General features: G+C 68.8%; 22 protein-coding genes and 5 pseudogenes. 16 read left to right on the top strand and 11 right to left on the bottom strand.

What is annotated here, in order from left to right:
• Positions 1-179: 179 nt before the first annotated feature.
• Positions 180-862 (bottom strand): annotated as a pseudogene (locus AC3IYJ_RS38030) (hypothetical protein); the annotation flags it as partial.
• A gap of 679 nt (positions 863-1,541) precedes the next feature.
• On the opposite strand from AC3IYJ_RS38030, the gene AC3IYJ_RS38025 reads away from it, so the two are divergent.
• The 3 genes from AC3IYJ_RS38025 (at position 1,542) to AC3IYJ_RS38015 (ending at position 5,460) form a co-directional block, all read left to right on the top strand.
• A complete protein-coding gene (locus AC3IYJ_RS38025) occupies positions 1,542-2,336 on the top strand; it encodes a hypothetical protein (protein WP_489399066.1) in 795 nt (264 codons plus the stop codon).
• Positions 2,337-2,506: 170 nt separating this feature from the next.
• Positions 2,507-4,426 (top strand): hypothetical protein, encoded by a 1,920-nt coding sequence (locus AC3IYJ_RS38020; RefSeq protein ID WP_489399065.1) that lies wholly within the window; start codon positions 2,507-2,509, stop codon positions 4,424-4,426.
• A 92-nt stretch (positions 4,427-4,518) separates the two neighbouring features.
• The gene (locus tag AC3IYJ_RS38015; protein WP_489399064.1) at positions 4,519-5,460 is read left to right on the top strand and encodes a phosphotransferase; all 942 of its coding nucleotides are present in this window, start codon (positions 4,519-4,521) and stop codon (positions 5,458-5,460) included.
• A gap of 243 nt (positions 5,461-5,703) precedes the next feature.
• Here AC3IYJ_RS38015 and AC3IYJ_RS38010 read toward each other — a convergent pair whose 3' ends face one another.
• Positions 5,704-6,282: a TetR/AcrR family transcriptional regulator gene (locus tag AC3IYJ_RS38010; protein WP_489399063.1), complete on the bottom strand. Its 579-nt coding sequence runs from the start codon at positions 6,280-6,282 to the stop codon at positions 5,704-5,706.
• Between the two features lie 106 nt (positions 6,283-6,388).
• Between AC3IYJ_RS38010 and AC3IYJ_RS38005 the strand changes: the two genes are divergently transcribed.
• Together AC3IYJ_RS38005 and AC3IYJ_RS38000 are read left to right on the top strand one after the other, a co-directional pair.
• Positions 6,389-7,576 (top strand): serine hydrolase domain-containing protein, encoded by a 1,188-nt coding sequence (locus AC3IYJ_RS38005; protein ID WP_489399062.1) that lies wholly within the window; start codon positions 6,389-6,391, stop codon positions 7,574-7,576.
• A 273-nt stretch (positions 7,577-7,849) separates the two neighbouring features.
• Positions 7,850-8,120 (top strand): annotated as a pseudogene (locus tag AC3IYJ_RS38000) (transposase); the annotation flags it as partial.
• 232 nt (positions 8,121-8,352) lie between these two features.
• Here the strand turns inward: AC3IYJ_RS38000 and AC3IYJ_RS37995 are convergent.
• Complete coding sequence (locus AC3IYJ_RS37995) at positions 8,353-9,582, bottom strand: N-acetylmuramoyl-L-alanine amidase (RefSeq protein WP_489399061.1); 1,230 nt, start codon at positions 9,580-9,582, stop codon at positions 8,353-8,355.
• A gap of 655 nt (positions 9,583-10,237) precedes the next feature.
• Here AC3IYJ_RS37995 and AC3IYJ_RS37990 point away from each other — a divergent pair.
• The gene (locus AC3IYJ_RS37990; protein ID WP_489399060.1) at positions 10,238-10,714 is read left to right on the top strand and encodes a hypothetical protein; all 477 of its coding nucleotides are present in this window, start codon (positions 10,238-10,240) and stop codon (positions 10,712-10,714) included.
• Here AC3IYJ_RS37990 and AC3IYJ_RS37985 read toward each other — a convergent pair.
• Positions 10,680-11,059 (bottom strand): annotated as a pseudogene (locus AC3IYJ_RS37985) (hypothetical protein); the annotation flags it as partial. The gene AC3IYJ_RS37990 and the pseudogene AC3IYJ_RS37985 sit on opposite strands and share 35 nt — an antisense overlap.
• A gap of 261 nt (positions 11,060-11,320) precedes the next feature.
• Here AC3IYJ_RS37985 and AC3IYJ_RS37980 point away from each other — a divergent pair.
• Complete coding sequence (locus tag AC3IYJ_RS37980) at positions 11,321-11,653, top strand: histone-like nucleoid-structuring protein Lsr2 (protein ID WP_489399059.1); 333 nt, start codon at positions 11,321-11,323, stop codon at positions 11,651-11,653.
• A 138-nt stretch (positions 11,654-11,791) separates the two neighbouring features.
• On the opposite strand, the gene AC3IYJ_RS37975 is transcribed toward AC3IYJ_RS37980, so the two are convergent.
• The gene (locus AC3IYJ_RS37975; protein ID WP_489399058.1) at positions 11,792-12,823 is read right to left on the bottom strand and encodes an alcohol dehydrogenase catalytic domain-containing protein; all 1,032 of its coding nucleotides are present in this window, start codon (positions 12,821-12,823) and stop codon (positions 11,792-11,794) included.
• A 157-nt stretch (positions 12,824-12,980) separates the two neighbouring features.
• Between AC3IYJ_RS37975 and AC3IYJ_RS37970 the strand changes: the two genes are divergently transcribed.
• The 3 genes from AC3IYJ_RS37970 to AC3IYJ_RS37960 are packed head-to-tail and all read left to right on the top strand — an operon-like array spanning position 12,981 to position 15,453.
• A complete protein-coding gene (locus tag AC3IYJ_RS37970) occupies positions 12,981-14,168 on the top strand; it encodes a thymidylate synthase (protein ID WP_489399057.1) in 1,188 nt (395 codons plus the stop codon).
• A gap of 14 nt (positions 14,169-14,182) precedes the next feature.
• A complete protein-coding gene (locus AC3IYJ_RS37965) occupies positions 14,183-14,929 on the top strand; it encodes a class I SAM-dependent methyltransferase (RefSeq protein ID WP_489399056.1) in 747 nt (248 codons plus the stop codon).
• The gene (locus AC3IYJ_RS37960; protein WP_489399055.1) at positions 14,926-15,453 is read left to right on the top strand and encodes a nucleoside 2-deoxyribosyltransferase; all 528 of its coding nucleotides are present in this window, start codon (positions 14,926-14,928) and stop codon (positions 15,451-15,453) included. Before AC3IYJ_RS37965 ends, AC3IYJ_RS37960 begins: the two co-directional genes overlap by 4 nt.
• On the opposite strand, the gene AC3IYJ_RS37955 is transcribed toward AC3IYJ_RS37960, so the two are convergent.
• Complete coding sequence (locus AC3IYJ_RS37955) at positions 15,441-15,827, bottom strand: VOC family protein (RefSeq protein WP_489399054.1); 387 nt, start codon at positions 15,825-15,827, stop codon at positions 15,441-15,443. The genes AC3IYJ_RS37960 and AC3IYJ_RS37955 overlap by 13 nt on opposite strands.
• Before the next feature lie 80 nt (positions 15,828-15,907).
• Positions 15,908-17,725: a hypothetical protein gene (locus tag AC3IYJ_RS37950; RefSeq protein WP_489399053.1), complete on the bottom strand. Its 1,818-nt coding sequence runs from the start codon at positions 17,723-17,725 to the stop codon at positions 15,908-15,910.
• 208 nt (positions 17,726-17,933) lie between these two features.
• On the opposite strand from AC3IYJ_RS37950, the gene AC3IYJ_RS37945 reads away from it, so the two are divergent.
• Positions 17,934-18,734 carry a phosphotransferase gene (locus tag AC3IYJ_RS37945; protein ID WP_489399052.1) on the top strand — a complete coding sequence of 267 codons (801 nt, stop codon included), beginning with the start codon at positions 17,934-17,936 and terminating at the stop codon, positions 18,732-18,734.
• Between the two features lie 246 nt (positions 18,735-18,980).
• Here AC3IYJ_RS37945 and AC3IYJ_RS37940 read toward each other — a convergent pair whose 3' ends face one another.
• Positions 18,981-19,340, bottom strand: a complete 360-nt coding sequence (locus tag AC3IYJ_RS37940) for an ArsR/SmtB family transcription factor (protein WP_489399051.1) — start codon at positions 19,338-19,340, stop codon at positions 18,981-18,983.
• A gap of 191 nt (positions 19,341-19,531) precedes the next feature.
• Positions 19,532-19,906 (bottom strand): hypothetical protein, encoded by a 375-nt coding sequence (locus AC3IYJ_RS37935; RefSeq protein ID WP_489399050.1) that lies wholly within the window; start codon positions 19,904-19,906, stop codon positions 19,532-19,534.
• 280 nt (positions 19,907-20,186) lie between these two features.
• Here AC3IYJ_RS37935 and AC3IYJ_RS37930 point away from each other — a divergent pair, with 280 nt between their 5' ends.
• On the top strand, positions 20,187-20,828 hold the full coding sequence (locus AC3IYJ_RS37930; RefSeq protein ID WP_489399049.1) for a DUF4937 domain-containing protein: 642 nt from the start codon (positions 20,187-20,189) through the stop codon (positions 20,826-20,828).
• Between the two features lie 643 nt (positions 20,829-21,471).
• On the opposite strand, the gene AC3IYJ_RS37925 is transcribed toward AC3IYJ_RS37930, so the two are convergent.
• On the bottom strand, positions 21,472-21,957 hold the full coding sequence (locus tag AC3IYJ_RS37925) for an FUSC family protein (RefSeq protein WP_489399048.1): 486 nt from the start codon (positions 21,955-21,957) through the stop codon (positions 21,472-21,474).
• A gap of 25 nt (positions 21,958-21,982) precedes the next feature.
• A pseudogene (locus AC3IYJ_RS37920) lies at positions 21,983-22,506 on the bottom strand (GNAT family N-acetyltransferase); the annotation flags it as partial.
• A gap of 289 nt (positions 22,507-22,795) precedes the next feature.
• Between AC3IYJ_RS37920 and AC3IYJ_RS37915 the strand changes: the two are divergent.
• The 4 genes and pseudogenes from AC3IYJ_RS37915 to AC3IYJ_RS37900 all read left to right on the top strand — a co-directional run bounded on the left by AC3IYJ_RS37915 (position 22,796) and on the right by AC3IYJ_RS37900 (position 26,842).
• Positions 22,796-24,826, top strand: coding sequence for a PIG-L family deacetylase (locus tag AC3IYJ_RS37915; protein WP_489399047.1), 2,031 nt, complete (start codon positions 22,796-22,798; stop codon positions 24,824-24,826).
• Positions 24,827-25,013: 187 nt separating this feature from the next.
• Positions 25,014-25,592, top strand: a pseudogene (locus tag AC3IYJ_RS37910) (ISAzo13 family transposase); the annotation flags it as partial.
• Between the two features lie 66 nt (positions 25,593-25,658).
• Positions 25,659-25,958 carry a transposase gene (locus tag AC3IYJ_RS37905; protein ID WP_489396335.1) on the top strand — a complete coding sequence of 100 codons (300 nt, stop codon included), beginning with the start codon at positions 25,659-25,661 and terminating at the stop codon, positions 25,956-25,958.
• Positions 25,955-26,842 carry an IS3 family transposase gene (locus tag AC3IYJ_RS37900; protein ID WP_489396336.1) on the top strand — a complete coding sequence of 296 codons (888 nt, stop codon included), beginning with the start codon at positions 25,955-25,957 and terminating at the stop codon, positions 26,840-26,842. Before AC3IYJ_RS37905 ends, AC3IYJ_RS37900 begins: the two co-directional genes overlap by 4 nt.
• The last annotated feature ends 17 nt before the right edge of the window (positions 26,843-26,859 follow it).

The raw sequence follows: 26,859 nt of genomic DNA, 5'->3' as shown, positions 1-26,859 counted from the left end.
CACCACGGCGGACAAGACTCACCCGCCCGCACTCCCCCGGCCGGCTCGCGGACTGCAACATGGCCCGTGCAGGCCGTAGGTCCCCGCCCGCATCCGAGAGCACCACGCACAGCCACATCCCCTCCATGTGTCCGGCGCCGGGGAGGGCGTCGGGTCGTCGGGTCCAGGCGACCAAGTCTGCGCGGGGTCAGTTCCAGGGACTGGACCTGCTTGAGATCGAGCTCTGCGCGGGTGGCGGCGGCCGGCGATACGCGGACCTCGCGTCCCCAGTACGAGGCGGTCCGTTCGCTGCCCGGCAGCCCGTCGACTCGGACCGAGCCCAACGTGACGCTCCGGCCCGGGGAATCGACGAGGGCAACGTCGAACCGGGTGCCCGTAGTGTTGGGGACACGATCACACGCAGGGCCAGCGGATCGGCGCCGACCAGGGAACCCGGGTGCGCGGCGCGCATCCGCACCGGCGCGCCCGCCGTCGACCACTGCATCGCGACCGCTTCGCGGCCCGGCTCCTTCGCTGTCTCCCATCGGGCGAAGTGCGGTGACGCGCCGTCGGCGCCGACGGGCAGGCACGCACGTGCCGGATCGGGATCCACCTGGGCACACAGCCGTCCGCCGTCGACGGTGAGGGCCTCGTCCGCCACGAAGGCCTGTATACGGTTCACACCGACGGCGTGAGTCAGCACCCGCGCGGGGCCCGCCGACGGCGCGCGCCGGTCCGAGCCGTCCCGGAGCGGGCGCACCCGGTCGTCGCCCCCGGCGAACAGGTGGGCGGCCGCGGCTACGTACGTACTGCCGGCCGTCTGCTGTGGCACGGCGGTCAGTCGTGTCCTGGCGCCCGGGGAGCACACCGGGTCCGGGGTGTCTCCGGGCCCGAACAGAGTCGGCACCACGGCCACCCCTAGCAGCGCGACTGTCACCATCGCCACGGCCGTTGCCTCGGTGCTGGTCAGGGCCGCCACCACTGGCGAGAACCGGTCCCCGGGGGTGGCGGAGATGGCGGAGCACCGCGAACGGGTTCCCGCAGTTCACCGAGTAGCTCCCGGGCAGTTGACGGCGATGAGCCGACTGCGGCCCCTTCGCGAGTTTTGGTGAAATCCGAGAAGACAGTACCTGTGCGGGCGTCACGACGAGCTCGCATAGGGGACTTTCGGCTCTTTTTCGGCTGGTTTCTGGATGATCGAATCAAGCGTCCGGCTCCGACTGCGGTGCGCTCCGCGTGCGGTGAGCGAGCAGGACGAGAAAAGCAACGGCTTCGCGAACCGACGTGGTGGGGACATGTTTGATGAACTGAAGCGAGCTCCTGGCATTGGCCGGGGGCCCGCACGGCCCGCGCTGGCACCCACGGCAGCCGGAGCCGGCCCGCTGGTCGAACCGTCGGTCGTCCCCCAGCATCCTGGGGATCCCGGGCTGAGGGCATGGGCGGATGGGGCGTGTCAGCCCCCCGGGACCACGGAGTCTGCGTCGAAATCGGGTTCGGGTTCGGGTTCGGGTTCGGGTTCGGCCCATTGCACCTCCCCCGCATCCGGTTCCTGCGCCGAACACGTGTCGGTCGAGGTCCGGGGCACCATGAGTGCGCGGAACCGTGCCGAGCGTGAGCCCCGCCTGCGGGCCGCGGTGGCGGAGGCCGCGCACCGTGTCGCCTCCGCCCGGGATCGCATGCGTGCCGCTCTGAGCGGCCGTGCCGAGGACGTCGATCCCGTGGTTCTGGGGGCGCTGCGCTCAAGTCTGCCCGTCTTCCAGGACCACGAGCCCGGCAGCCAGGAATTCCAGCGCATGGCGCAGCACGTGCTGAACGTTCTCAGCCGCATCCACAACGGCCTCACCGCGCAAGGTGTCCGGTTCGCCTTGGTCGGCGAGCCGGGGACGTTCGACTTCCACGCCCGCGCGGCGGTGGCAGCGCAGGCATACGGCTGGATCGACCCGCCGTGGCTGGGTGTGCGGCACGACCAGTCCCGCCCCGAGCCTCCCGAGATCGGCCGGTTCGACGGCGCCGTCAATCTGCTTCCGGGCGGTCTGTTCGCGTGGGGAGTCATCCACGAGGCGAGCCACCGCTTTGCCCGCACTCTCGACTACCAGTACTCACCGCACGACGTCGAGCGCGGCGAGGACTCCGTCATGGGTCCCCTCGCCGAGGCCGTCAAGGACGAACCGGTCCAGCGCGAGGCCATCGCCCGACAGCGCGCCGTGCAGCTCGACCGCCGCCGGTCACGGCCCGCCGCTGTCTTCGTCTGCGACTACTGGGGCCGTGATCAGCAAGCCTGGTACGCCATGGGCGACCGCGCCCTCATGAATGCCGATTCGTATGCCCAGTTAGTGATGACGCTCACTCAGGAGTAACAGTGACTGTGCCCCATTACCATCCCGCAAGCCCTGGCGAGCCTGCCGCCCCTTTCCGCAGGACGGGCGCCATCCGTCGGCCTCAACGCCTCCCGCCGGTCGGAGCAGCCCACGCTGCCGGAGTTCCAGAATCTGCTGGATGGCGATCCCTGGAGTTGGTCACCGGTCGGGTGGTGGAGCCCGGGGAACTGCTCGCCCCGCACGAGGAGGGAGCGATCCGGATGCCGGCCCTCCTGAGCCCGCTGGGCCAGAACGCGGATCAGTTCGCGGGCGCTGCCGAATACGTAAGGGACCGTGCGGCCGAGGCGGAAGAGGCGGTGAACCAGGCTCTCGGCCGCGCGCTCGTCACCTTGGCCGCCGAAGGGCCGTTGGCCTGCGCCGATCGTACGGGAATGTGGGCGGCGGGGGCCGGAGCGGATGCCGCCGGATGGCTCGCGGCGCTTCCCGGGAGCCGCGTCGTGGACCTGCTGCCGCTTCCCGCCGTCCTGCGCGTCGTGATGCCGCAGCAGACGGTGGCCGCGCTGGTGGCGTCGGTTCCCTGGCTGGCGGACGAGGCAGCGGACGCGGTCCGCAGCGCAGCGGCTTCGGTTGAGGAAGTAGTGCACGATGCACTGGGCCGGACACTGACCGTCCTTTCCCGTGAAGGGCCCGCAGCCGGTGTGCGCGAGGCCGGTGCGTCTTTGGCCGAGGTTTCGCGATGGGCCGGGAACCGCGTGCTGAGCCTGCCCGGGGCGGCCCAGCAAGCCCTCATCAGCGCGGTCCCACTGCCCCACTGGTGCACCCGGCTGATCCTGCGCTGGGCCGCTTCCCTCATCACCGCGCGGATCTACGCCGCTGCCGGACGGGCCGAACACGCCGTGAGCGCGGGCGCGGACGTACTGGCAGGCGAATCCCTCCGTGCGCTGGAGACGGTGGATCAGGCACTGCGCCGCTTCGGCGCCGATGACGAGGCAGCCGCCGACGCGGCCCCGCCACTCACCGCACAACAGCGCCGCCAGCTGGAACTGAGGGCGTTCAAGGCCACGCTGCTGGGTCTCGGGGCGGACGAGGTGCAGGCACTCGTCACCTCGCTGAAGGCGAGCGCCGAATCTGCCGACGCGGAGCGGCTGGCCATCGCCCGGGAGTTCCAGACCATGCAGCGCATCGCTGTCGCGGGCGGCCCCGAGGCGTATGTGCACGAGCTCGACCCGGGACGTCGAAAGCTGATGGAGCGGCTCGAGATCCTGTGGGCGAAGAAGGAGAAGGCCACACCGTCCCGGATCCTTCCGCACGTGATTCTGCCAGGCCACTACAGGGACAAGCACCTGCGGGAGAAAGCCGAGCGCTGCGCAGCACGTGCCCGGCTCCAGGACATCATCGAGGAACTCGAGATGATCGGATCCGTCGCCGACCGCGTCGATGAGATCGCCGCCCTCAGCCCCCTGCAGCACGTCCTGGGCCCGGACGCCACCGGCATCGGCTGGCTCAGGCAAGGCGAACTGGACGCCTGTGAGGCCTTGATACGTGCGGCGATCGCCGAAGCCGACGGCTACGCGGACACGGGCCGACTCGGTGTCCTGCTCGACCGGCTGCGCCGCGAACCGGACGCCCGCTCGATGCTGATGGTGGTGCGCACCCGAGGCATCGAGGTCCTGCACGCAAGGAAGCAGAACGCAGACGAGCTCGTCGCGGAGTTCCTCCTCCAACAGTCCGAGCGTGAACCCCAAGGGCTGCGGTCCTGGCTGGAGTGGGCAGGAGTGATCGCTCCTGATCCCGTACGCGTCGCGGAGTACGACAAGCTGACAGGGCTTGTCGCGCAGGCGCGCGATCTTTCCGCAGCGACCGAATACCGGATCTCTCTCTTCCACTCACCCGAGTACAGCAAGCGCGTGCACAACGCGAATAGCACCAAGGCCTACCGGGACTGGATCAAACGTTATGAGCAGGAGCACGGTGAGCTTCCGCCCGGCCTGCCCGAGGAAGCGTTCAACACGGCTGCCCTGATGAAAATGGCCGACATCCTGAGCGAGTCGGTGGAGCAGCAGCCCCCAGTCGTCCCGGGCCCGGCGCCCGTGGCAGGAAAGGCATCAGCAGCCGAACGGCTCATCTGAGTCTGCCGAGGGGTACGGACAATCCTGTGACTTACAACCGTCTTGATGCCGCGGGAACGCAATCCCGTAGATCACAGTCAAGAGGGAGAACGATGAGCACAGGCACAGGCACCGCCATCCGATTGCCGTGGGGCGATATTCCCGCACGCGTGAGGGAATCTGTGGAGCTGTCTCTTGGCGGCCCAGCAGTAAGGGCAGAGACTCAGGACAGTGGGTTTTCATACGGAGTCGCCGCCCGCCTTGTTTTCGCCAATGGATCCAGGGCCTTCATCAAGGCGATCCCAGCAGGTGACGAACTGTCCGTCCGCTACCGAACGGAAGGCGAGAAGGCGCGCGTCCTGGCCCCATCCATCGCCTTCATGCCGCGGGTCCTGTTCATGGACGAAGACTTGCACGGCTGGACGGTCCTGGCATTCGCGGACATCGAAGGACACCCGCCCGCCCCCTCAAAGCCGGCGGAACTCCTGGCAGCAATCGACACCATGACGCTGATCCCGGGGAACATCACACCCCATCTCAAGAGAATGCTCCCTCCCATCGAAGAGGTATTCCTTGCGAACCGGCGCGCTTGGCAACTCTTCGCCACCAACGGGATCCCGCCTGGTCTGGATTCACGATGCCACCGCCACGTCGGGCGACTGGTGGAAATGGAGTCGGGCTGGGCCGCGGCATGCCAGGGGGATGCGCTGCTCCATGGTGATCTGTTCCCGCACAATATGCTCTACACCCCATCTGGGGAGGTCGTCATAGTGGACTGGGAACGAGCCTGCGTGGGTGCACCGTGGGTGGATCTCGTCATGTTCCTTGCGGTGACATCCGATTCCCTCGATCCAGAGGCGATCGTCCATTCGAACCCCCTCACCCGAGAAGTCTCGCCAGCCGATATCAACTGCATGCTGGCGGCATATTTGGGGCACTGGGCGTGGAGCTCCCAGCAGCCGGTCCAACCGACCCGGCCGAACCTACGCAAATTCCACACGCGCTGCACTGCCATGACGCTCGAATGGCTGTCCCGGCGCATCGGACTGGACTGACTCCGGCGGCCGCGGCTCGCGACGACGGAGCTCCTGGTAGCCGGGACCTCGACCAGGATCACCCGTGCCAACAGGAGCTCCCTGAGCAGTTGGTCGTCCCCGATACCGGGGCCGACGCACGGCGCCCCGCCCACCTCCGCGCAAGCCCGCCGCTCCGCACCGTACGGGGGCCGGCATGGCGGTCACGATCAGGGCCGTTCTCCCCTAGTACTCCAGCCGTAGTGACCCCAGGTGCGGCCGGGGCTACCTGCCGTCCGGCCTCGACGCATCAGTGAATTCGGCGAGGCGGGCCAGGGCCTCCTCGATCCTGGGGGTGTCGCCCGTGATGAGGTAGTCCTGAGTCAGCCCGGAGAAGGCCGCGGAGATCAGGGTGGCATCGATGCGGGCTGCCCGGGCTCCCCGGCCGTACGCCGTGAGCTGGTGATCGATGAAGTCGATCCAGTCCTCGATCATGCGCGGGTGGTGGCCGCTGATGCGTCGGCTCGACAGCAGGCCGAAGATCTCGTAGTTGAGGCGGAGGAGCGGGAGTGCCTCCGGCCTGGTCTGCCAATGCCAGAAGGCGAGGATCCCCGCGCCCGGCGAGCCCGGCGGCGCCTGGGAGGCCCACTTCTGCAGCGCCTCCCGTTCCTGTTGGTCGAGGTGGTCGAGGACGGCGGCGAGCAGACCGCTCTTGTCTTTGAAGTGGTAGGTGAGCACGTAGGTGCTCTGCCCCAGCGCCTTGGCCAGAGGGCGCAGCGAGAGGCTGGCGATTCCGTGCTCGGTCAGGTGGGCGACGACGGCGTCGAGGAGTTCCGCACGGCGGTTGTCAGGGGCTTGGGGCATCGGGATCTTCTCTCTTCGGTTGCTCGGGAAACCAGCATAGATTACAGTCGTCATCCATAACGACTGTCATCCATAACGACTGTCATTCACGGCTCAGGAGACTCCCTTGTCACCCTCTTCGCCCCTGCGTGCATTCCTCGGCCGGAACCGGCGGGCCGCCATCGCCGTACCGACGGCTCTGACCGTTCTGATCGCCGGCTCCTGGGCGGCCACGGCAGCCCTCAGCCTTCCGTCGCCCCTCTCCCTCATCCGTCTGTCGAACACCCCGCCCTCGCAGCAAGGCGCCCTCTTCCCGGCCCGCACAGTGCTCGCGTCAACCGAACCGGTACCGCTGCAGAAGGCCTCGCTGGACCTGCCTGCCACCGTGGTGTGGAAGGACGGGCGCAAGGACACCCGGCAATTCCTGATGGACACCCACACCAACGCCTTCCTGGTCCTGCGCGACGGTCACCTGATCCACGAGTGGTACCGCGACGGCGTCGGCGCCCAGACCCGCCATGCCTCCTGGTCCACTGCGAAGTCCGTGATCTCCCTGATGGTCGGACAGTCCATCGCCGAAGGGCACTTGCGCGAGGACGACCTTCTGGTGGACTTGCTGCCCCAACTCAAGAAGGGCGGCGCCTACGACCGCATCACCGTGCGGCACCTGCTGGACATGAGCAGCGGCATCGACGTGAGCGAGGAATACAGCCGCATACCACTGATCGGCACCCCGAGGATGTACCTCACCACCGACCTGCCGAACTTCATCAAGGACAACCGCACCTTGCGTTTCACCCCGGGCAGCACGAGCGACTACCGCAGCGTGGACACCCAGCTCCTGGGCCAGATCCTGCACCATGTGGAGGGCAAATCCGTGGCGGCGCTACTCCAGGAGCGCATCTGGCAGCCGATGGGCGCCGAAGCCGCTGCCACCTGGAACCTGGACAGCGAGGGCGGCATGGAGAAGGCCTTCTGCTGCCTGAACGCCACCGCCCGTGACTTCGCCAAGATAGGACAGCTCGTCCTTGACAACGGCCGGGTCGGCGACCGCCAGGTCGTCCCGCAAGCCTGGATCGACCGCCTGAGCACCCCCGTGGCGACCATGGCCGACGGATGGAGCTACTCCGCTCAGTGGTGGCATCCCAGCGGCGCCACGGGCGACTTCAGCGCGGTAGGCATCTACGGCCAGTACATCTACGTCAATCCGGCCGAGCGCACCGTGATGGTGAAACTCAGCGACCACGGCACACAGCAGGACGAGCAGGAAACCATCGACGCCATGCGGAACCTCTCCCAGAACCTGCACCGCTGAACCGATCCCACCGACATACCTGACGCCCCCCACCGGGCCGGTCCGCAGATGAATCAGAGGGCGATCACTTCCGGCAACACCGGCGAGTCGGACGGCACGCAATGGCACCGCACTCTGCTCCGGACTGAGCATGACTACACGGCGTAGCACACCGGTCGTGCCCACGTCAGCAATGAAATCTTTCGCGGGTTCCGACACGGGCACGGGTGCGGCCACCGCTGATCATCGTAAGTTGTGTGGACTGACGAAGAGACGGTGGCCGCAGGTCACAGCATGGATCCCGCCCGTTGGCAGGGTGAGTCCGAGGCCCTGTTGGGGCCGGATCGCGGGCCGCTTTGCACGGGTTGAACCCCGGCGCCGGGCCGGGCGGCTGGTGCTCGGTCTGCTGGCGGACCTGCCGCGCAAGAACAAGAAGGGCACGCACACCGTCGGGGTCCAGCGGCAGTACACCGGCACTGCGGGCCGGATCGAGAACGTCCAGGTCGCCGTCTACCTCGTCTACGCCAGCAGCCGCGGGCACGCCGCGGTGGACCGAGAGCTGTATGGCGGCAACCCGAAACTGCGGGCCGCACTGGAGCGCGCGGCATGGGACACGTCCCAGCCGTCGCCCGCTCAGCCGAAATCAGCACCCGGGCAGGCAAGTTCAGGGCCGACGCCCTGGCCGGCAAGCTACCAGAGCGGGCCTGGCAGAAGCTGTCCTGACGCCGACGGGCGGGCATGGCGGTTCGACGGGCCCCGGGAGCACTCGCCCTGCTGACAACGCAGCTGTTGGTTCCCTATCCGAGCCGGTCGGCGACCTTTTTGCGCAGGTCGGGGAGCATCTCGTACAGCTTGGCGCCCGGACAGGCCGTGGCGTTGACGTCCCGGTGGCTGGAGATGACGTCCACGTCGAGGACCTGGCCCTTCGGATACGGGTTGGTGCCACCCCCACCGGCCGAGACGAGCTGCGTCGAGCCTTCCGGGTTCAGCTGATACTGGCCGAGCTTCCACGCGAGCACGTCGGCGAGGCTGTCGAACATGGCTTCGCTGGGTTTCGGGTCCGGGCCGGTGTCGTCGCCGCTCTCGCTGTTGTTCGGCTCGAAGTTGCCGAGCATCGCCACACCGAAGGTGTTCGTGTTGAAGCCCGTGGCATGGCCGCCGAGAATGCCGGGAATGGCGCTTCCCGGCTTCATTTCGATGGAGCCCTTGCGGCCCTCCCAGACTCCGCCGAAACGGTCGACGATGAAGTGGTAGGGGAAGTCACCGTAACCACGGTTCTTGATGAGGTCCACGTAGATGCCATTGATGATCTGTGGCACCTGTTCTTGGGTGTAGGTGTTGTTCCCCGTCACGGTGTGGTGGACGAGGGCCGCCTTGATGGAGGGCTGCAGTTTGTACCCCGGATCGGCGAGTGACTCGTCGGCACCCCAGTCCTTGCGCTGCTTCACGCCCGGCTGGTCGACCGGCGCGGACCGCGGCTGGCGACTCGGGGCCGGGGCCCGGGAAGACACGGCAGGAGTCCGGGCCGGATCGATCAAGGACAGTCGCAGGTCGTGCGGCAGACTGGCCTTCGAGGACGTGAAACGGACCTCCACCCCGTCCGCGTCGCCCGAGTAGAAGGCAGGGGCGCCAGCCCTCTTCGCTTCCTCGTCCACCTCCTCAAGCTCAAGGGGAACGTTCCGCCACGATCCCCAGGCGCCGTTCCGGTGGATCCGCGCCTCGGCGGTCAGACCGTCTTCAACCGGGGACTCCTTCTTCCAGTTGAGGCCGATCGAGGAGAAATTCTTACCGGTAATCTCACCAGTGGTGAAAACCTTCTGGGCCTGCGATGCGGCCGTTTCCGAAAGGGCACCGGAAGGCTTGCCCGTGCCATCGGTGAGCGTTGCGTCCTCAGTCTCTGAGGAACCCTCCGCCTTTGCCCTTATCTCGATCGCGGTGGCCGCGATGCTGGGTCCCGCAGCGACTAAGGGCGCCGTCAGCGACACCACACCGAGAGCAATCGCCGGAATCTTCTTACGTAACTTCACGAACTCCCCTATGCCGCGCCCGGATCCTCAAGGGGTGGCACGAGGGGCGCAGGCCTGCGGTGGACAAAATTTACGCCAGCCTACATCACTAAAAGTCGCTGTTCGGCCCATGATCAACCCCTTCACTCGTATAAAGATTCATTTCTTCGAATACCACTCGCTCCCCCGGGCGCGTTGGACAAGACCCCCGGCTGTCAGACCACGTCGGTCCCGAGGCGGCCTCTGAGGTGATCCCCTGCCCGCAGTGCTCACACGCCTCACCGACCTTGACCCGGTCGTCAGGGAGTCAGCTGCCCAGCTGACCGGCACCACCGAGACCGCAGCCTGGGCACGCTCAAGGCATGGGGACACGACACCAGCAGCCTGGAAAGCGCTCCCTGACACCGGACCAAGGCGGCCCATGGAGCATCCTGAGCGGCTACATCACAGAAGTTGGCTCTATCCCCATTGCGGGGGTAGTGACTGTTTGATCATGGCGACAGGACGCTTCTCAACCAACCCGCAACAACCCCATCACCGAGCGCGAGTACAAAACGCCGAGAGGCAACGCTGACAGACAACCACCCCTCGGCCCGCGTTTGAGATCTAGTTCAGGACGGACGGAGGATGGAATCGTTGCCTCCTGTTGTCACAGGTAGCACCTAAGGTTCCGCCCATGAGCGTTCCCGAGGTCATTCCAATCAGACACGAGCCTGACTACCGCACGAGCACCATCGGGCGGTGGCAGGGCGGCCAGTTCTTCGCCTCGGTCACTGCAGCCTTCCCCGAGGGCTGGAGCGGCGACGACTGGCAGTCCCAGAAGCGTTGGTGCGCCGTGCTCCATCGGTTCGACGGGGCCGGCCGGCACCTGGACTCGCGCATCCAGTTCACCGGCACCACGGCGGACGGCGAAAAGAAGGCGATCGAATCGGCCCGGATGCTGCTTGCCGAGTGGCTGGATGCTCTTCCGGAGCGGCAGTACCGGGACATCGTGATCGCGCCCTTCGAGGTCCGGTTCGAGGGAGCCCTGTTCGGCCTGGTCGTGGAGGAAGACGTGGACGAGGAGGATGAGGAGGACGACGGTGTGTGGGCCGAGTTCCATCCCGACGGCCTGGCCTTCAACGCGCCGTGGAACGGCTGCTACGACACCTGAGCCGAGCCGGCGAGGAGCAGCGGGCCGGGCTCCGGACGGCCGCTCGGCTTCGGGCTGGCCGACTCACCATTACGCCGATCATCGCCCAGCGGATCATCGTCTCGGCGTGCGCCGGGCTGGTCTCGTAGTCCCGGGCAAGACGTCGGTGGGCGGTGAGCCACGAGAAGGTACGTTCGACAGTCCAACGCTTGGGCTGGACGAGGGTGTCGGTGACGATGAACCGTTTGCGTCCCTTGAACTTTTTGCCCGCGTCGAAGCCCCTGGTTGCGGTGGGGACGGTGTCGGCGGTGCGGACAGACTCGGAGTCGATCAGCCCTGCGGGGTCGGTTCGGCATTCCTGCCGTCGGCCGTCGGGGTGGCTGCCCCATCTACGACGAGGACTTGGCCTGGAGCCGGCGGTCGGCCGGCGCAGCCAACTGGGTCGGATTGACGTCGGGGAACTCCGCCTCGCCGCCGAGCGACCAGGTGGCCGGCCCGGACGAGGTAGCCGACGGCGGAGGCGGGGCACCCGAGGCCGGCGCCTTGGGAGCGGGACCCCCAGAGCCTCCGCCGCTGACCGTACGGACCCCGCCGTCGGACGTCCGAAAGGCAACATAGAATCATCCCATGGCCCAGAAAATCGTGACCGTCTACACCGATGACCTGACTGGTGAAGAGACCCAGGAAGTGTCGACCCACACCCTCGTTCTCGACGGTGTGGCGTACGAGATCGACCTCGCGCTCGACAGCTACGACAAGCTCCTGGAAGCCGTGGCTCCCTTCACGTCAGCAGGGCGCCGGATCCGGGGAAGCCGGGCAAAGGCTTCTGGTTCCCGCCCTGTCGACACCGCGCAGAACACGGCGCTGATCCGCGCCTGGGCCAAGGAGAACGGCCTCAGCGTCAACGAGCGCGGCCGAATCAGCGCCGAAATCCGCGAGGCATACGCCAACGCCCACTGACGCACGGGAGCCCCCTGGGTCTCCGTCGGATGCGACCTGTCGAACGTCGCTTTGAGCAGGTCGCTGTTGGGGCGTGGGGTCGCGGCGGATGGCGTCCGTCGGTGCGGTCTTGTTCGGGGCCTTCGGCTCCGGCTGCCGTCACGGGGTGATGACCAGGCGTCCGGTGACGTTGCCGTCGGCAAGCCGGGCCAGGGCTTCGTTGATCCGGTCCAGGGGGTACTCGGCCTCCACGTGCCCGTGGATGAGGCCCGCCCCGGCCATCTTCATGACGGTGTGGGCGTCGCCGAGCGTGGCTCCTACGGAGCCGCGGATCTCGGTCTCCCGTACGACCACGTCGAGGACGTCGAGGGTGGAGGGCTTGCCCGTGTAGCCGACGAGAACCACACGGCCACGGGTTCCGGTCATCCGTACGGCCTGGCCGGGGGTGTCCCTGTTGCCGACAGTGTCGATGGCAACGTGGCATCCCCGCCCGGCAGTTGCCGCGTGGACTGCTGTGACGGGGTCGCCGACGCGGGGGTCGATGACGGTGTGGGCGCCGTAGCGCCGGGCCTGTTCCCTGCTCGGCGCGTGTGGGTCGACGGCGATGACGCGGGCTCCGTCGGCGACGGCCACCTGGACGACGGCGAGGCCGACACCGCCCGCGCCGATGACCACGACGGTCTCGTCCGGGGCCGTTCGGGCGACGGCCCGGACCACGCGGACCGCGGTCGTCCCCGAGCAGCCGAGCACGGCGGCTTCGGCGAAGGACACCGTATCCGCGATGGGCACGAGGGAGCGGGCACCGGCCAGGTAGTACTCGCTCAGGCCGCCGTCGGAATCGAAGCCGACCTTCGCCGCGGGAGCCGGGCAGAGGTTCTCCGAGCCGTCCGCGCACCAGGCGCAGCGCCCGCAGCCCTCGTAGTAGTACGCCAGTACCCGGCCCCCGGGTGTGAAGCCGACTCCTTCACCGACCTCGGCGACCTCGCCGGCGATCTCGTGTCCGAGCACGATGGGCAGGTGCGGGGTGACGGCGGATCCGTCGGCCAGGTGCAGGTCGGTGTGGCAGAGCCCGGCCGCCCGGACCCGGACGAGCACTTGTCCCGGCCCTGGAACGGGGCGGGGGCGGGGTTCGATCTCCAGCGGTTTGCCCAGAGCGTTCAGCACCGCCGCCGACATCACGCTGTTGGCCATCGCAACCTCCCGGATCCGCCCGCCGTCGTTCGACGGCCGCTGGTCTGTGACCTTCACACGGCAACAGCCCCTCAAGGTGCGGCGCGCGAGCCGGATTGACGTTTCTTCCGTAGCTGACCTGGGACGATGTCGGCTTTCCCGCTCACTGGTTCACCCGATGGACGGACAATTCCCCATCGCGGGAGAGGGAGTCCGCCCGGAACCTGAACGCCGCCATGACCGAACTACCGGCTCCGCCCCAGGACTTGTCCCTACCTTCGACCGGAATCCCGCGTTCTTGGACGAAATGCGGCCAGGCCGCCGCACAGTACGTTCCCACGGGAGTGGATCACCGGCAGCAGAGAGCGACCTCGTGGACTTCGAAACGTTTCACCATGCCTACCCGCACATGCTGCGGTGGTTGATCGACGAGCCCGCCTATCGCAACGCGCCCCGCGGCTACGCCAGCCGCGAGCAGCTCGGCGTGCGCTTCCGGCTCGCGCGGGCGGACCAGCGGGTGCCGTTCGTGCCCGCCCGCCGCCTCAACATCGTCTTCAACTTCGCCGAGGCCCTCTGGTACTTGGCCGGCCGGGACGACCTCGACTTCATCGGGTACTACGCCCCGAGCATCCGCAAGTACTCGGCCGACGGACTGCGGCTGACCGGCACTGCCTACGGCCGCTCGCTCTTCGGCGCCTGCGAGGGCAGGCCCGACCAGTGGCCGGCCGTCGTGGAGACCTTGCGCACGGATCCGGACTCCAAGCGGGCCGTCATCCAGATCTTCCGGGGCGAGGAGCTCCAGGTACCCGGCAACCCGGACGTCTCCTGCACCCTGGGCCTGCAGTTCCTCCTGCGCGAGGGCGCCCTGCACGGCGTGGGGTTCATGCGCGCCAACGACGTCTACCGCGGCATGACCAGCGACGTCTTCTCCTTCACCTTCCTCCAGGAGATGCTCGCCCGCGAACTCGGCGTCCCGCTCGGCTCGTACGTGCACCAGGTCGGATCCCTCCACCTCTACGACCCCGACCACGCCCGTGCCCTGGAGGTCCTCGCCGACCCGGCCTCCGCCGAGCCGCCCGCCTGGCGCTTCCCCGCCATGCCCGAGGGTGACAACTGGCCGTACGTGCGCGAGGTCCTGGCCGTCGAGGAACAGCTGCGGCGCGGCCGCCACTCCCTCGTGGCCGATCCCGGCTCGCACGGTCTGCCCGACTACTGGACCCACGTGCTGGTCCTCTTCGAGGTCCACCGCCGCATCCGGTGCGGGGAACACGTCGGCGAGGAGCAGCTCGCGCTCCTGCCACCGCTCTACCGGCGCCTCCTGGAAGAGCGCTGGCCCGCCATCGCCCCCGCCCCCGTCGCAGGCTGAAAGGCATCCCGCCCATGACGACCAGCACCCACTGGCAGCTGACCGCCTCCGTCGCCGACGGCTTCGACGCCTACGACGACCTCCCCGAGCGCCTCATCGGCTACCCGGCCGTCTTCCGCGCTCTCGGCATCGGCGCGCCCGCCGTGCGCACGGTCCTCGACTACGGCTGCGGCCCGGGCAAGGTCGCCACCCGCGTCACCGAGGCCTGCGGGCACGCCCACGTCGTGGCCGCGGACATCTCCCCGCGCATGCTGGAGATCGCCCGCACCTGCCGGCCGCACCCGCGTATCGACTACCGGCAGATCGACAGCGGCAAGCTCACCTTCGTGGCCGACGACTCGATCGACGCGGCGATGTCCTGCTACGTCTTCATCAACGTCGGGGAACTCCCGCTCCTCCAGGAGATCGCCACCGAGGTGTACCGGGTGTTGCGGCCCGGTGCCCGCTACGCCGTCCTCGACACCAACCCCGCCACCACGGGCATCCGCTTCGCCACCTTCCGCAGCGGTGAACCCGGCCGTACCTACGCTCCCGGGGAGCGCCGCCAGGTCCTCCTCGACCAGCCCGGTGGCGGCGACCCGTTGGAGCTCATCGATCACCACTGGCCCCGCCAGACCTACCTCGACGTCCTGACCGGGGCGGGCTTCACCGGCCTCACCGTCGAGGAACCCCTCCTCACCGACACCTCGGCCCTGCCCGGCGCGGCCCCGGCCGAGACCGTCCACTCGCCGTTCCTCATCGTCACGGGAGTCAAGCAGTGACCACCACCGCTACCGCCACCACGTCCGCCGCCCCGGCCCCGGCCGTCCAACAGACCCGCAGCGTCTTCCTCGGCGGCCCCTTCAAGGCCCTCGTCGACGCGAACGGTGCCATGAGCACGCAGGCCCGTACCCGCTTCGAGACGCTCATCGAGCGCCTGGAGGCGGAGGACTACCACGTCTACAACGCCCACCGTCGCGAGTCGTGGGGCGCGAAGTTCCTCACCCCTGACGAGTGCACCCGCCTGGACTACGACGAGATCTCCGCGAGCACCGTCTTCGTCGCCTTCCCCGGCCACCCGGCCTCTCCCGGCACCCACATCGAGATCGGCTGGGCCTCCGCGCTGGGCAAGCCGATCGTCCTGCTGCTCGAAGAGGGCGCGGACTACGCCTTCCTCGTGCGCGGCCTCCACACCGTCGCCGACGTCACCTACCTCACCATCGGCGACGACGTATCCCTCGCCGACGAGGTCGTCGACACCGTGAACCGGCTCGCCCGGCCCGGCTCGGCCGCTCAGGGGCGATAGCGCAGGGGGTGGTCGTCCGGGACCTCGACGAGCGCGATCCGCACGCCGTCCGGGTCGGCGATCCACATCTCGACCAGCCCCCACGGTTCCTTCACGGGCGCCCTCAGTACGCGTACCCCTGCCGCCACCAGCTCCTCGTGCGCGGCGTGGGCGTCGGCGACCTGCAGCCACAGCTGCAGTCCGGGCGCCGGTGGCTCCTCGGAGCGGCCCGATACCTCCAGGAATCCACCGCCGAGGAAGTAGACCGTGCCGCGTTCCGGCCCGGTCCCGAACTCGCGGTAGACGGCGAGGCCCAGTGCTTCCCCGTAGAAGGCTCGGGAACGTTCCGGATCCGTGGGGCGTAGCAGGATTCTGCTGCCGAGTACGTGAACCATGGTCCGAATCTACTTGGTGGGTCCGGGGATGGGGCGTGGCGTGCGCACACCGGCGGCTGCGATGAAGGCCGACGTGCGCGTCACCGCAGGCACCCCACGATCTGCACCGAGATCTGCGCGCTCCCGGTCAGCCCGGCGGCCGTGTCCCTCGCCGAGAAGACGAGCTGGTAGGTCCCGTCCGCCAGCAGCGGTACCACGAACTTGCCGGACGCCCCGGCGCCGATCGTGATCGGCCCATTCGGGCCGATGATCTGCCAGGTGGTGGCCTGCGGATCGGTGATGGCCCGGTTGCCCGGGCGCGTGTGCGCCGTACCGCTGAACGACTCCTCGCAGCCGCGCCGGAGCTTCCCGCCGCCACCGGGCTGGTCGATGGCCACCGACGGGTTCTGCGGCTGCGCGGAGGGCGAGTTGCCGGGCCGTGTGGTGGGCGGCTGGTTCGGGGCGCTCGAGGTCCGGCCGGGTGTGGTCGGCGTACGGGTGGTCGGGGAGGCGCCCGGCGACCCGCTCGGGCTCGGGCTCGGCGAGGGCGAAGCGCCGGAGGCGGTGGGGCTCGGGGTGGACGAGGGCGCGGGCTTGCCCGTGGCGGGCCCGATGTCGACGGCGGGCGGCAGGTCCGGGTGGGTGACGGTGGGCGGCGCGGCGCCCTTGTCCGGCGAGGTGGGCTCGGCGTCGATGGTGCCGCAGACGGCGCTCGCGACCATGCGCTGGCTGTCGGGGACGGGGACGATGCGCACCTCCATGTCACCGGCGCCGTGCGCGTGGTTGTCGAAGTAACCGTCGCCCGTGAGGGTTTCGCCGTCGGAATGCTCCAACCAGACCGTGTCGTGGTAGTCGGTGCCGGCCCGTTGCTGGTTGTGACCGGTGACGTGCCAGTCCTTCACCTGTCGGCCCGACGGCCCCGGTGTGGGGCCGTCCGCCGACGCGTAGAGCCAGCCGTCGCCGAGGTAGCGCTGCGGTCCGTTGCCCTGCTCGTTGTCCGCCGGGAACCGGAAACCTCCGCCGAGTACCAGCTGTCCCTTGGGACACTTCACGGAGGCGTCCGCGGTGCCCCCCGCCCCGACCGTGACGGTGGCGGTGGCGATCGAGACGTCCTTCAGCCTGACGCAGACCGGCCGCAGCTCGACGGCGTAGTTCGCCTGCGGGGGCTGTGGGTCCAGGATGCGGGTCTTGCGCTCCACCGCCTCGGAGTTGAACAGCCGGAACGAGCCGGTGCTCAGTTCCGTACCCGGATTGACCGAGATGATCCAGGTCGCGGGCGTGGGCTTCCCGGACACCTCGAACGTGGTCAGCTTGTCCAGGGGTACGGGCGCCACGGCTCGCCCGGAGACGTTGCGCGCCGCCCGGAACTCGACTCCGAGCATCGTGTAGCCGCCCGCGCAATTGGGCATCGCTTCCGCCTTGCGGAAGGCCCCCGCGAACGGACCGTCCGTCGACAGGTCGTGGATGGGACCGGCGTCGTTGCTCTCGATCTTCGACCCGTGGTCCTTGAAGGCGTGGGCCCGGTCCTTGAACTCCTGGTGCGGTGCGAACTCCGGCTTGGCGTTCACGCACAACGCGTACGAGGTGAGGGTGACGGGCGCGTCCCCCGGGTTGTACGCCGCCGCCAGCCATGCCGAACCGACGAACTCACTGGTCGTCACGAAGCCGCTGCCGTCGACCGCGTACCCGCCGCCGAGCGCGGTCTCGTGCTTCTGGCAGCCCGCCACGACCGCCTGCTCACCGCCCGCCGGCACCTGAACCTGCGTGCTGCGCTGCACGACCGTGACGTGCGGCCCGCGCGCGGACAGATACACGCCCGCGCCCACGCCGCCACTGACCACCAGAGCCCCGGCGGCCACCAGAGCCGCCGTCTTCCCGCTGATCGCCCCGCCCACTCTCGCGAAGACCCCAGAGCCCATTTCCCCCGCCCCTCTTCCGCTGCGCCCCCGCGCGCCGGTGCGGGGCCGAGGGCAATGTAGCGGCGGAAAGTGTTCCCTCAAAGAGGTGCGGAGGGGCCCGAACGTCCCAACTCTGTCACTGCTCGATCCGGAGCACCGTCATCACACCTCCGGCCTCGTGGTTGAGGATGCGGCAGCGCGGGGGCAGCCTGGCGATAGCGTGATCCTCATGACGGCTGAAGACGAGGCGCTGGTCGGCGGGATGGCGAACGCGGGGGCGGTCTGCCGTCGGGGGGAGTTGGTCGAGCGACCGGCACCGCGCAACGCGCGCGCCCTGCATGCCCATCTCCTTGGACTGAAGGAGCACGGCTTCGACGCGGCGCCAACCCCTCTCGGTCTCACCGCGGATGGCCGTGAGCAGCTGACTTTCATCCCTGGCGACGTGGCTCTGCCGCCGTTCCCGGCCTGGGCGATGACGAGTTCCGCCCTCGAATCGGTGGGGAGCCTGCTGCGGCGTCTGCATGAGGCCAGCGCGGCCGTCGAGGTCGACACCCGTGCCGAGTGGACCTGGGACCTTGCCGACCCGGAGGGGGGAACGATGCTGTGCCACAACGATGTGTGCCCGGAGAACGTCGTCTTCCGCGACGGTCGTGCCGCGGCCCTGATCGATTTCGACCTGGCGGCCCCGGGTCGTGCCCTGTGGGACATCGCCATGACCGCCCGGTACTGGGTGCCCATGCTCGATCCCGAGTCCGCGGCCGCTCTCCATCCCCCCGGGCTGGATGCGGCCGCAAGGCTGCGGATCCTTGCCGACGGCTACGGCCTCTCGGCTGGGGAGCGCGCCGAGTTGCCCGGCGTCATCGAGCAGGCCACGGAGATCTGCCGGGCCTTCGTCGCCCGCCGCGTGGCCGACGAAGACCCCGTCTACCTCAAGGTGTTGGCCGAGCGTGGTGGATGGGAACGCTGGGACCGCATGCAGACCTGGCTGGTGGACCACCGCAGGACGTTCGCGGCTGCCCTGCTGAACTGACCGGACCGGACCTTCGAGGACAACGACGCGCCCGCAGCCGCTCGACGGTCTTCCGCCGAACCCAGGCGCCAGGCGGATCGCCGGTGCTGTCCCGTGCACCACTCGAACCGGCCGTGCGGAGCGTGCTGTTCGAGGTCCTGGCCGACACCCTTGGCATGGTGCTCACGCCCGGCAACGTCAACGACCTCGCGTCCTCGCCGGCTGTCACTGGGACAGAACGTGCCGGGGTGATTTCGGGTCGGGCCGTCACAGAGTGGGCGGACCCGTCTGCACCGAGGCGTCGTTGTCCCGGAGTTCGGCGAGGAGCTCGCTCTGTCCGGCCAGGAGTTCGGTGAGGATGCGTCGTGCGGCGCGCAGGAGTTCCGCCACGTCACCGCCGGCGAGGGCGTAACTGACGGTGGAGCCGTCGCGGATGGAAACCACGATGCCGGACCGGCGCAGTACCGCGAGTTGCTGGGAGAGGTTGGACGGTTCGATCTCGATCTCGTTCAGCAGTTCGCGTACGGGTACAGGGCCGTTCTGGAGCAGTTCCAGTACCCGGATCCTGACGGGATGTCCGAGCATGCGGAAGAACTCCGCCTTGGCCTGGTACAGCGGCACCTGCATGCGACAACACTCCCCATCGGGTTCGACCATTCCAGGGCTGGCAGCTGGAGCTGTCAGCTCTTCGATGCCCAGCTCCAGGCATCGTCCCGTCTCCCGGCCCCCGCCTGCCCTTGCCTGATCACATTCGGATGTGGCGAATTGAAGACTCTTTCAACTCATGGGCATGCGGAGCCGGGAAACAGGAAGGACGGCTACAACTCCAGTTCCGCCTCGATGCGCTTGAGCTGGTGCCTGGCCATGGCCAGGTTCGCCCGGCCCTTGTCCAGGACGATGTACAGGAACAGGCCGTTGCCTCCGCGTCCCTTGATCAGCCGGATGAGGTGGTACTGGTTGCCGAGGGTGATCAGCATGTCTTCGATGTCGTCCTTGAGGCCCAGCATCTCGATGGTGCGGACCTTCGCCCGGATCACATCGGTGTTCCCCGCCGCGGCCACTGCCAGATCGAGGTCCTTGCCCCCTCCCAGCGTTCCCAGCGCCATGCCGCTCGTGTAGTCGACCAGCGCGGCCCCCATGCTCCCTTCGATCGAGGTCATTGCTTCCTTCAGAGACGTCTCCACAGTCAGCATCAGTACTCGCTCCCTCTGTTCTTGACGGCCCCGGCCGACCTCACGCCCCGACCGAGTGTTCACCGCCGACGCTACCCACTGACCGTCAGGCGTTGCAGGAGCATCGGGAATCTGGCAGGAATTCGGTCCCTGTATCCGGCTCGTGCTACAGGGGCGGTTCGGTTCAACGTGGTGGTCACCAATGCCGGATGGCCTCGCGCTACCCCCGGCTTCCAGGCGATGATCTTTGGGGTCGGGGCGCTCAGGGCGCTCGGAGTGTGTGGTGGAGGGGCGGAGCGGCGTGTGGGGAAAGTGGATCCGGTGCAGTGTGCGGGCGGGCGCGCGGGAGAGGTTTTCCGCCGGGCAGCGTGCCTGGGCGGCGATCGGTGACCAGCGGGGGCTCGTCGGGCAGATGGGCGGCTGGGACCCCGTCTCCGGCCATGGACATGTTCTGAGCCTGTGGCGCGACGCCGAATCGTACGGGCGGTTCATGGACGAGCGTCACGACGAGGTGTTCGCCGGCAGCGGCCAGCGGGACAGCTACACCGCTATCGAGATCGCTGCTGGTGAGACCGTCATGGAGATGGCAGGTGACGCGGCGGACCTGCCCAACGCCCTAGCAGGTGCGACGCTCCTGAGGGTCGCCCACTGTCGGCTGCGGCCCGGCCGTGAAAGGTACTTCCTGGAGGTGCAGCGCGACGTTTGGGCACCGGGCATGGCGGCGGCCGGAGGGATGCTCGCCGGAGTAGTCACCCGGCTCGACGAGGAGCACCACCTGGTCACCACCCTGTGGTCCGGCCCTGAGGCCCACGAGCGGTACGTCGCCCGGCACCTCCCTGCCCTGCTCACCCGCGCGGACCTGGAGGAGGACCTCCGCTCGACGGCCGGCCACCTCATACCCCTGGAGCCCCACTGGCGGGTCCTGCCTCGTCGCGCGGATTGATCCCACGGGTACGGCAACGAAACCGCGCCCCAGCCTCCTCGTTGACGGTGCGAACGCGACCAAAGGGCACTGACAGCGGCGTCGGCGCCGCGATACGGCACATGCGCTTGTTCTGCAAGGTCCCCACTCCCCCAACCAGTCCGGCTGCCAGCACGAAGGAATATCCGGGCGCAGTTGAACGTCGCCCCGACTACGGCAAGAGAGCCGCGATGCCGGCTACTACTCCACGGGGGAGTTCTCTTACACCGGCCGACCCAGGAGGCCTCCTCGCCGCCTGGATCGCAGGCACTGGACGCCACAAGCGATAACGACCCCTGGCTGAAGAATCTGCCCCTCGCAGCAGCTGCTCGTCATCGACGTCCATCCGAAGCGCACCCAGGGCTCGGCGTACCTCTCCGCAGCCGTGCCTTGACGCGACGAGCGGCTGGGCACGATCGGGGTGCGGGGTAGTCAGGGGTGGGCTGTTGCCGGCCTGCTGTGATCGTGCAGGGCGGCGTTGGGTGGGGTGGGGCAGGAAGGTGATGGCTAGCAGGGTGACGGTGGCGCCGAGGAGGTTGTTGCCCAGTCGCCAGGCGGAGTCGGTAGCGGTGAGGGGTCTTTCCAGACCGGCGAGGAGCAGCAGGACCGGCGTGCCAAGGATGGACTAGCCGTAGTTGTACTGGCGCAGCGGGCGTGCGAGGCCGCCGAGGACAGCGATGAGTGCGGCGGTGATCCAGTAGCTGGTGTGGGCGCCGATCAGGAGGAGGACCGCGGCGAGCGCGGATCCGCCGATCATGCCGATGCTGCGCTTGACCAGTCGTGCCTGTGTTGCGTCCCAGGAGGGGCGGAGTGTGGTGAGGACCCCGACGAGGACCCAAGTGGCGAAGGGCCAGTGCATCGCGGTGAGGATCAGGTAGCCGGCGCAGATGCAGACGGCTGCCTGTGCGGCGTCGCGGGCCCGCGGGCTGCGCCGACGGATGTGGTCGGCGAGCCGTCGCCCGGGGGCTTCGATGCGCAGGCCGGCGAACGGCGGCGCGATGGGGGAAGCCGCGGCGGGGAGCAGCAGGACGGCCAAGGCGGCGGTGCCACCGAGGAGGAACGCCGCGAGGTAGCCGACAGGGGTCAGGCTTTGCGGGGCGTTGGCCGCCATGAGGAAAGTGATCAGCGGCGTGTTAGCCGACCAGGTACCGGGCCGGGCAGTGCTCGGTCAGGGCCTGCGGGGCGGCCTGGGCGAAGGAGCGGGGCGGACGGTTTCAGCGGGCGGGTCCCAGTTCGCGGCGAGGACCGTGACGGAGTCGGCGAGCTCTTCGGGCGTGGCCACCCTCTGGATTTCCAGGCCTTGAACCGTCGGCAGTGGCAGGGGGTCGTCCAGTTCGGCCCACATCGCCGTCTCGCGTTCGGACACCGGCAGACCGGCCGCCGCCAGGCCGGTGGTGAGGTCCGGTGGTGTCGAGGCGGGCCCCACCCACCACGAGAAGCGGCGGCCGGTGCGGGCCAGCGTCGCAGCGGTCTCGGTGATGCGCGCCGTGGCGTCGGCGCGGGTGAAGCGGGCCGCGGTGTCGCGCTGACGACCACCGCATTCGGTTCGCGCCCGACGGACGGCGCCCGCAGCGTACTGACCCGCGCATCGGGCATGGCCATGGACCTGTGCGGCAAGGCCTTTCGTCCCGCGCCGAAGCCCGGCTGGGCAGCCCGCCACGCACCGGCCCGCCCCAACAGGACGAGCCCCACGGGCCTCGCGGGCTCACGGCCCGAGGGCGTGACCAAAGTGTGACACGAGATACACGTGTCGCAATGAACCCAACTTTGGCTCACTTCATCTCTCCATTGGATCGGATCTTGACCACGTCTGATCCGATCAGCACCAGCGGCCGGACACGGAGGGCCGGTGCTGACTCCCCGAGAACGAGGCCTGCCGGGCCGAGGCACAGAAGGATCGACAGATGACGTCCAGTCGGCACCGAGCCGCGCCGTCCCGCAGAAACTTCATGCTGACGTCCGCAGCGGTGGCGCTAGTCGGAGCCGCCGGGTACGCGGTGACTTCCTGGCCGGGCGGAACGGATGGAACGGACGACGGTGCCGGAGCGCACGGCGACCCGGCGGCGCCCCTCGTGAGCAGCGAGTCGGTGATGCAGATCGTCGCCCACGCCGACGACGACCTGTTCTTCATGAATCCGGACACGGGCCATTCGGTGCGCTCCGGCCGCCCGATGACCTCGGTGTACGTGACGGCCGGGGAGGCCGACGGCATCAACGCCCCCGGATTCGCGTCCGCGGGACACCCCATGCCGCCCGCCGACCGGGCGCAGTACGCCGAGGCCAGGCAGAACGGCATACGCGCGGCTTACGCGCAGATGGCCACCGGCGACAAGACCAGCCCCTGGACCCGTACCTCGATACCCACGACCGGCGGCGGCTCCGCGGAGCTGGACACCCTTCAGGCACACCCGCAGATCAACCTGGTCTGGATGCAGGTGCGCGAAGCCCGCGAGATGTACAAGGACGTACCGCACAGCCTTCGCGGCCTGTGGAACGGCCAGACCCCCTCGCTGGAGCCCGTCCTCTCATCCGGTACCCCGGCCAAGCCCATCAGCTACACCAAGGACCAGCTGGTCGACGCGCTCGTCGGTCTGATGCAGCGCTTCCGCCCCACCCACATACGCACCCTGGACCCCAGCCCGGCGCGTGAGGGCGTCAAGCATCAGATCGTCGATCACCAGGACCACGTCTTCAGCGCCCGCTTCGCCCAGGCGGCGCTCCAGAAGTACGCGGCCACCTCGGGTCGCCCCAACTTCACCGTCCAGACCTACCTCGGCTACAACACCAGCTACCTGCCGCACACCTTCGACCAGGCCCAGGCGGATGCCAAGGCGGAGACGGTGAAGACATACGCTTGGATGGACCCGAAGGACAACTTCTGCGGCAGCCAGGCAGGTTGCGGCGACCGCAAGGTCTCCAATCGCCCGTACGGCAACAATTGGGCTCAGTCGGTCCGCTATTCCCGCGCCAATTCGACCAGTTGGCTCCAGCCCGGCGACGACGGCAGCCTGTGGGCATTCGGCGTCCTCGACCAGAAGCTCGCCGTCTGGCACAAGCCGTCCGGCACGAACGACACGTGGGCGGGCCCGAAACTGCTGGCAGCGGAGGGGCTGCTCGACGGCGGACTCACCTCAGTACGGCTGCCCGACAGCCGTATCGCCGTTTTCGGCACCTGCACCCACCTCGGCCCGGGTGGCGACTACCGCCGTGAGGTCGTCACCGCCGTCCAGCAACGCCCCGACGGCGACTTCGGCCCCTTCCGTCCGCTCGGCTCACCGCCCCAGAGCGGCGCCAGCGCCCTGTCCGACCTGTCGGCCCCGGCTCCCGCCGTCGACGGCTCCGGCCGCCTCATGGCGTTCGTGCGCGGAGGCGACCTCAGGCTGTACCAGAGCGAGCAGGACGCAACGGGAAAGTGGTCCGCGTGGACCGACCTCGGCGGCACGGCGCTGCACGGCGACCCGGCCGCCACGACCGACCGCGCCGGCCGCGTCCACGTGTTGGCCGCCACCCCGGAGTCCGTTCTGACCTGGGCCCAGCCCAAACCCGGCGCCCCTCTCCCCGTCCGCCCCCAACCGAGCGGCCTGCCCGCGACCACGGTCGGCGGGCTCTCCGCCTGCGCCGACGGCGACGGGGTGCGGGTGTTCTTCCGCAAGCCCGACTCGGGCGCCGTCCAGACGGCCGTTCTCGACGGCTCCGGCCGCCCGGTCGTGCTCGACGTGGGCGGAGTGGGCGGCTACGGCGCGGTGGGCCTGTGCGGCCCCGCCATAGCCGGCCGCGGCCCCGACGGCACCCTGGGTACGGCCCTGATGAGCAGCGGCACACCTCAGTGGAGCACCGCCGCGCTGCTCATATCGGGTGCCCCCTCCGGCGTCCGGACCGGACCGCGCGGCTTCCTCACCGCACTGGGCCTCGACGCCAAGCTCTACTGGGCCCGGACCTCCGAGGCGGACGCACCGAAGTGGAGGCTGGCGCCGGGGTAGGCAGGGGGCCGGGGTGGAGAGTTGGAGAGCGGGAGTAGCCGCGTCCGCGGCGGCGGCCTTGGGATCGTCGCTGTTGCGACGTTCGGCCTCGACCAGGAGCCCGATCGGCTCGGTGACGCCGCTCTTCGCCTTAGGGCGTGCAGATCTTTAACTCGTAGCTTTCCACTCGGTGGTTCGTTGGTCTGGCATGAGCGGGTTGAAAGGGCAACGGGCCGTGCTGGCAGCCAAGTTCGCGGTGATTTTGCCGCATCTGGATGAGCGGCAGCGTCGCCTGCTGATAGGGGCGGAGGCCCAGTCTCTCGGCCATGGCGGGATCCGAGCGGTCGCTCGTGCCGCCAGTGTCCGTGAGGCCACGGTGTCTGCCGGAGTACGGGAACTCGGCTCCGGAGAGGCCCCCTTGGGACGCGTCCGCCGGCCCGGTGCCGGACGCAAACGCGTCGCCGAGCGGAACCCGGCTGTTCGGGAGGCACTTCTTGCGCTGGTCGAGCCCGACGTCCGCGGAGATCCCATGTCGCCGCTGCGCTGGACTACCAAATCCACGCGCAAGCTCGCTGAGCAGCTGACCCGACAGGGCCACAGGATCTCCGCGGACACGGTGGGCGACCTCCTGCGCGAGGAGGGCTTCAGCCTGCAGAGCAACGCCAAGACGCTGGAAGGCAAGCAGCACCCCGACCGGGACGCACAGTTCCAGTACCTCAACGAGCAGGCCCGCGGCCATCAGGACTGCGGGGCTCCTGTGATCAGCGTGGACACGAAGAAGAAGGATGAACCTTCCCCTTGATCGTGGACACCTGGAGACTGGGACCCGAGGTTCCAGAGGAAGTAGCACCAGGTGGGAAGCAAGTACACGAAGCGGTACACCGAGGAGTTCAAACGGGACGCGATCGCGCTCGTCGACTCCACGGGTAAGACGGTCACCGCCGTCGCCCGGGACCTGGGCATCAGCTCGGAGTCCCTGCGCGGCTGGTACCGCCAGGCCAAGACGGACCGGGGCGAGGGACGGCCCGGTGAGCTCACCATGGCCGAGAGGGAGGAGCTCAAGCGGCTGCGCAAGCTCGCCGCCGAGCAGGCCAAGACCATCGAGGTACTGCGAAAAGCCGCGGTCTTCTTCGCGAAGGAGAGCGATCGGTGAACGACACGTACGCGTTCATCGAGGCGGAGAAGACCACCCACGGCGTCGCTTTCCTCTGCAGGCTGCTGAAGGTGGCCCGCTCCTCTTTCTACGCCTGGCTCGCCGCGGCGAAGTCCCGGGCCTCCCGCCTGGCAGCCGACGAGGCCCTGGTGCACGAGATCGCCGTCATCCACGTCGCCTCCCGCCAGACCTACGGTGTCCCGCGCATCCACGCCGAACTGCGGCGGCTGGGACGGTGCGTGAACCGCAAGCGCATCGCCCGTCTGATGCGCGAGCACGGCATCCAGGGCGCCCACCGTCGCAAGAGACGATCGCTGACCCGGCCTGACAGGAAGGCGAAGCCGGCACCGGACCTGATCAGCCGCGACTTCCACGCCGAGATCCCCGGCGCGAAGCTGGTCGGCGACATCACCGCCCTGCCCACCGGCGAGGGCTGGCTCTACCTCGCCTGCTGGCTGGACCTGGCCACCCGCGAGGTCGTCGGCTACTCCATGGCCGACCACCACCGCGCCACCCTCGTCGTCGACGCGTTGAAGATGGCTGCCGGCCGCGGCCGCCTCAGGCCCGGCTGCATAGTGCATTCGGACCGCGGTAGCGAATACACCAGCAACCAATTCCGGTGTGAAATAGCCGAGTTGGGCCTCCGCCAGAGCTGCGGACGCACCGGATCCTGCTTCGATAACGCCGCCGCGGAGAGCTTCTGGGCCCTACTCAAAGAAGAGATCGGCACTCGCGTCTGGCCCGACCGGGCCACCGCCCGTGCCGAGGTCTTCGACTTCATCGAGACCTTCTATAACCGCCGCCGGCTCCGCAAGCACAAGGTCTTCGGCTACCTCACCCCAGCCGAGACCCGACAGCGGCAACAGCACACCCTCGCCGCGTAACGAACGAGTGTCCGAGA

This window comes from Streptomyces sp. GL_140 (assembly GCF_057834465.1).
The sequence above is the reverse complement of the archived record's forward strand: the minus strand, read 5'-3'. Positions and strand labels throughout refer to the sequence as shown.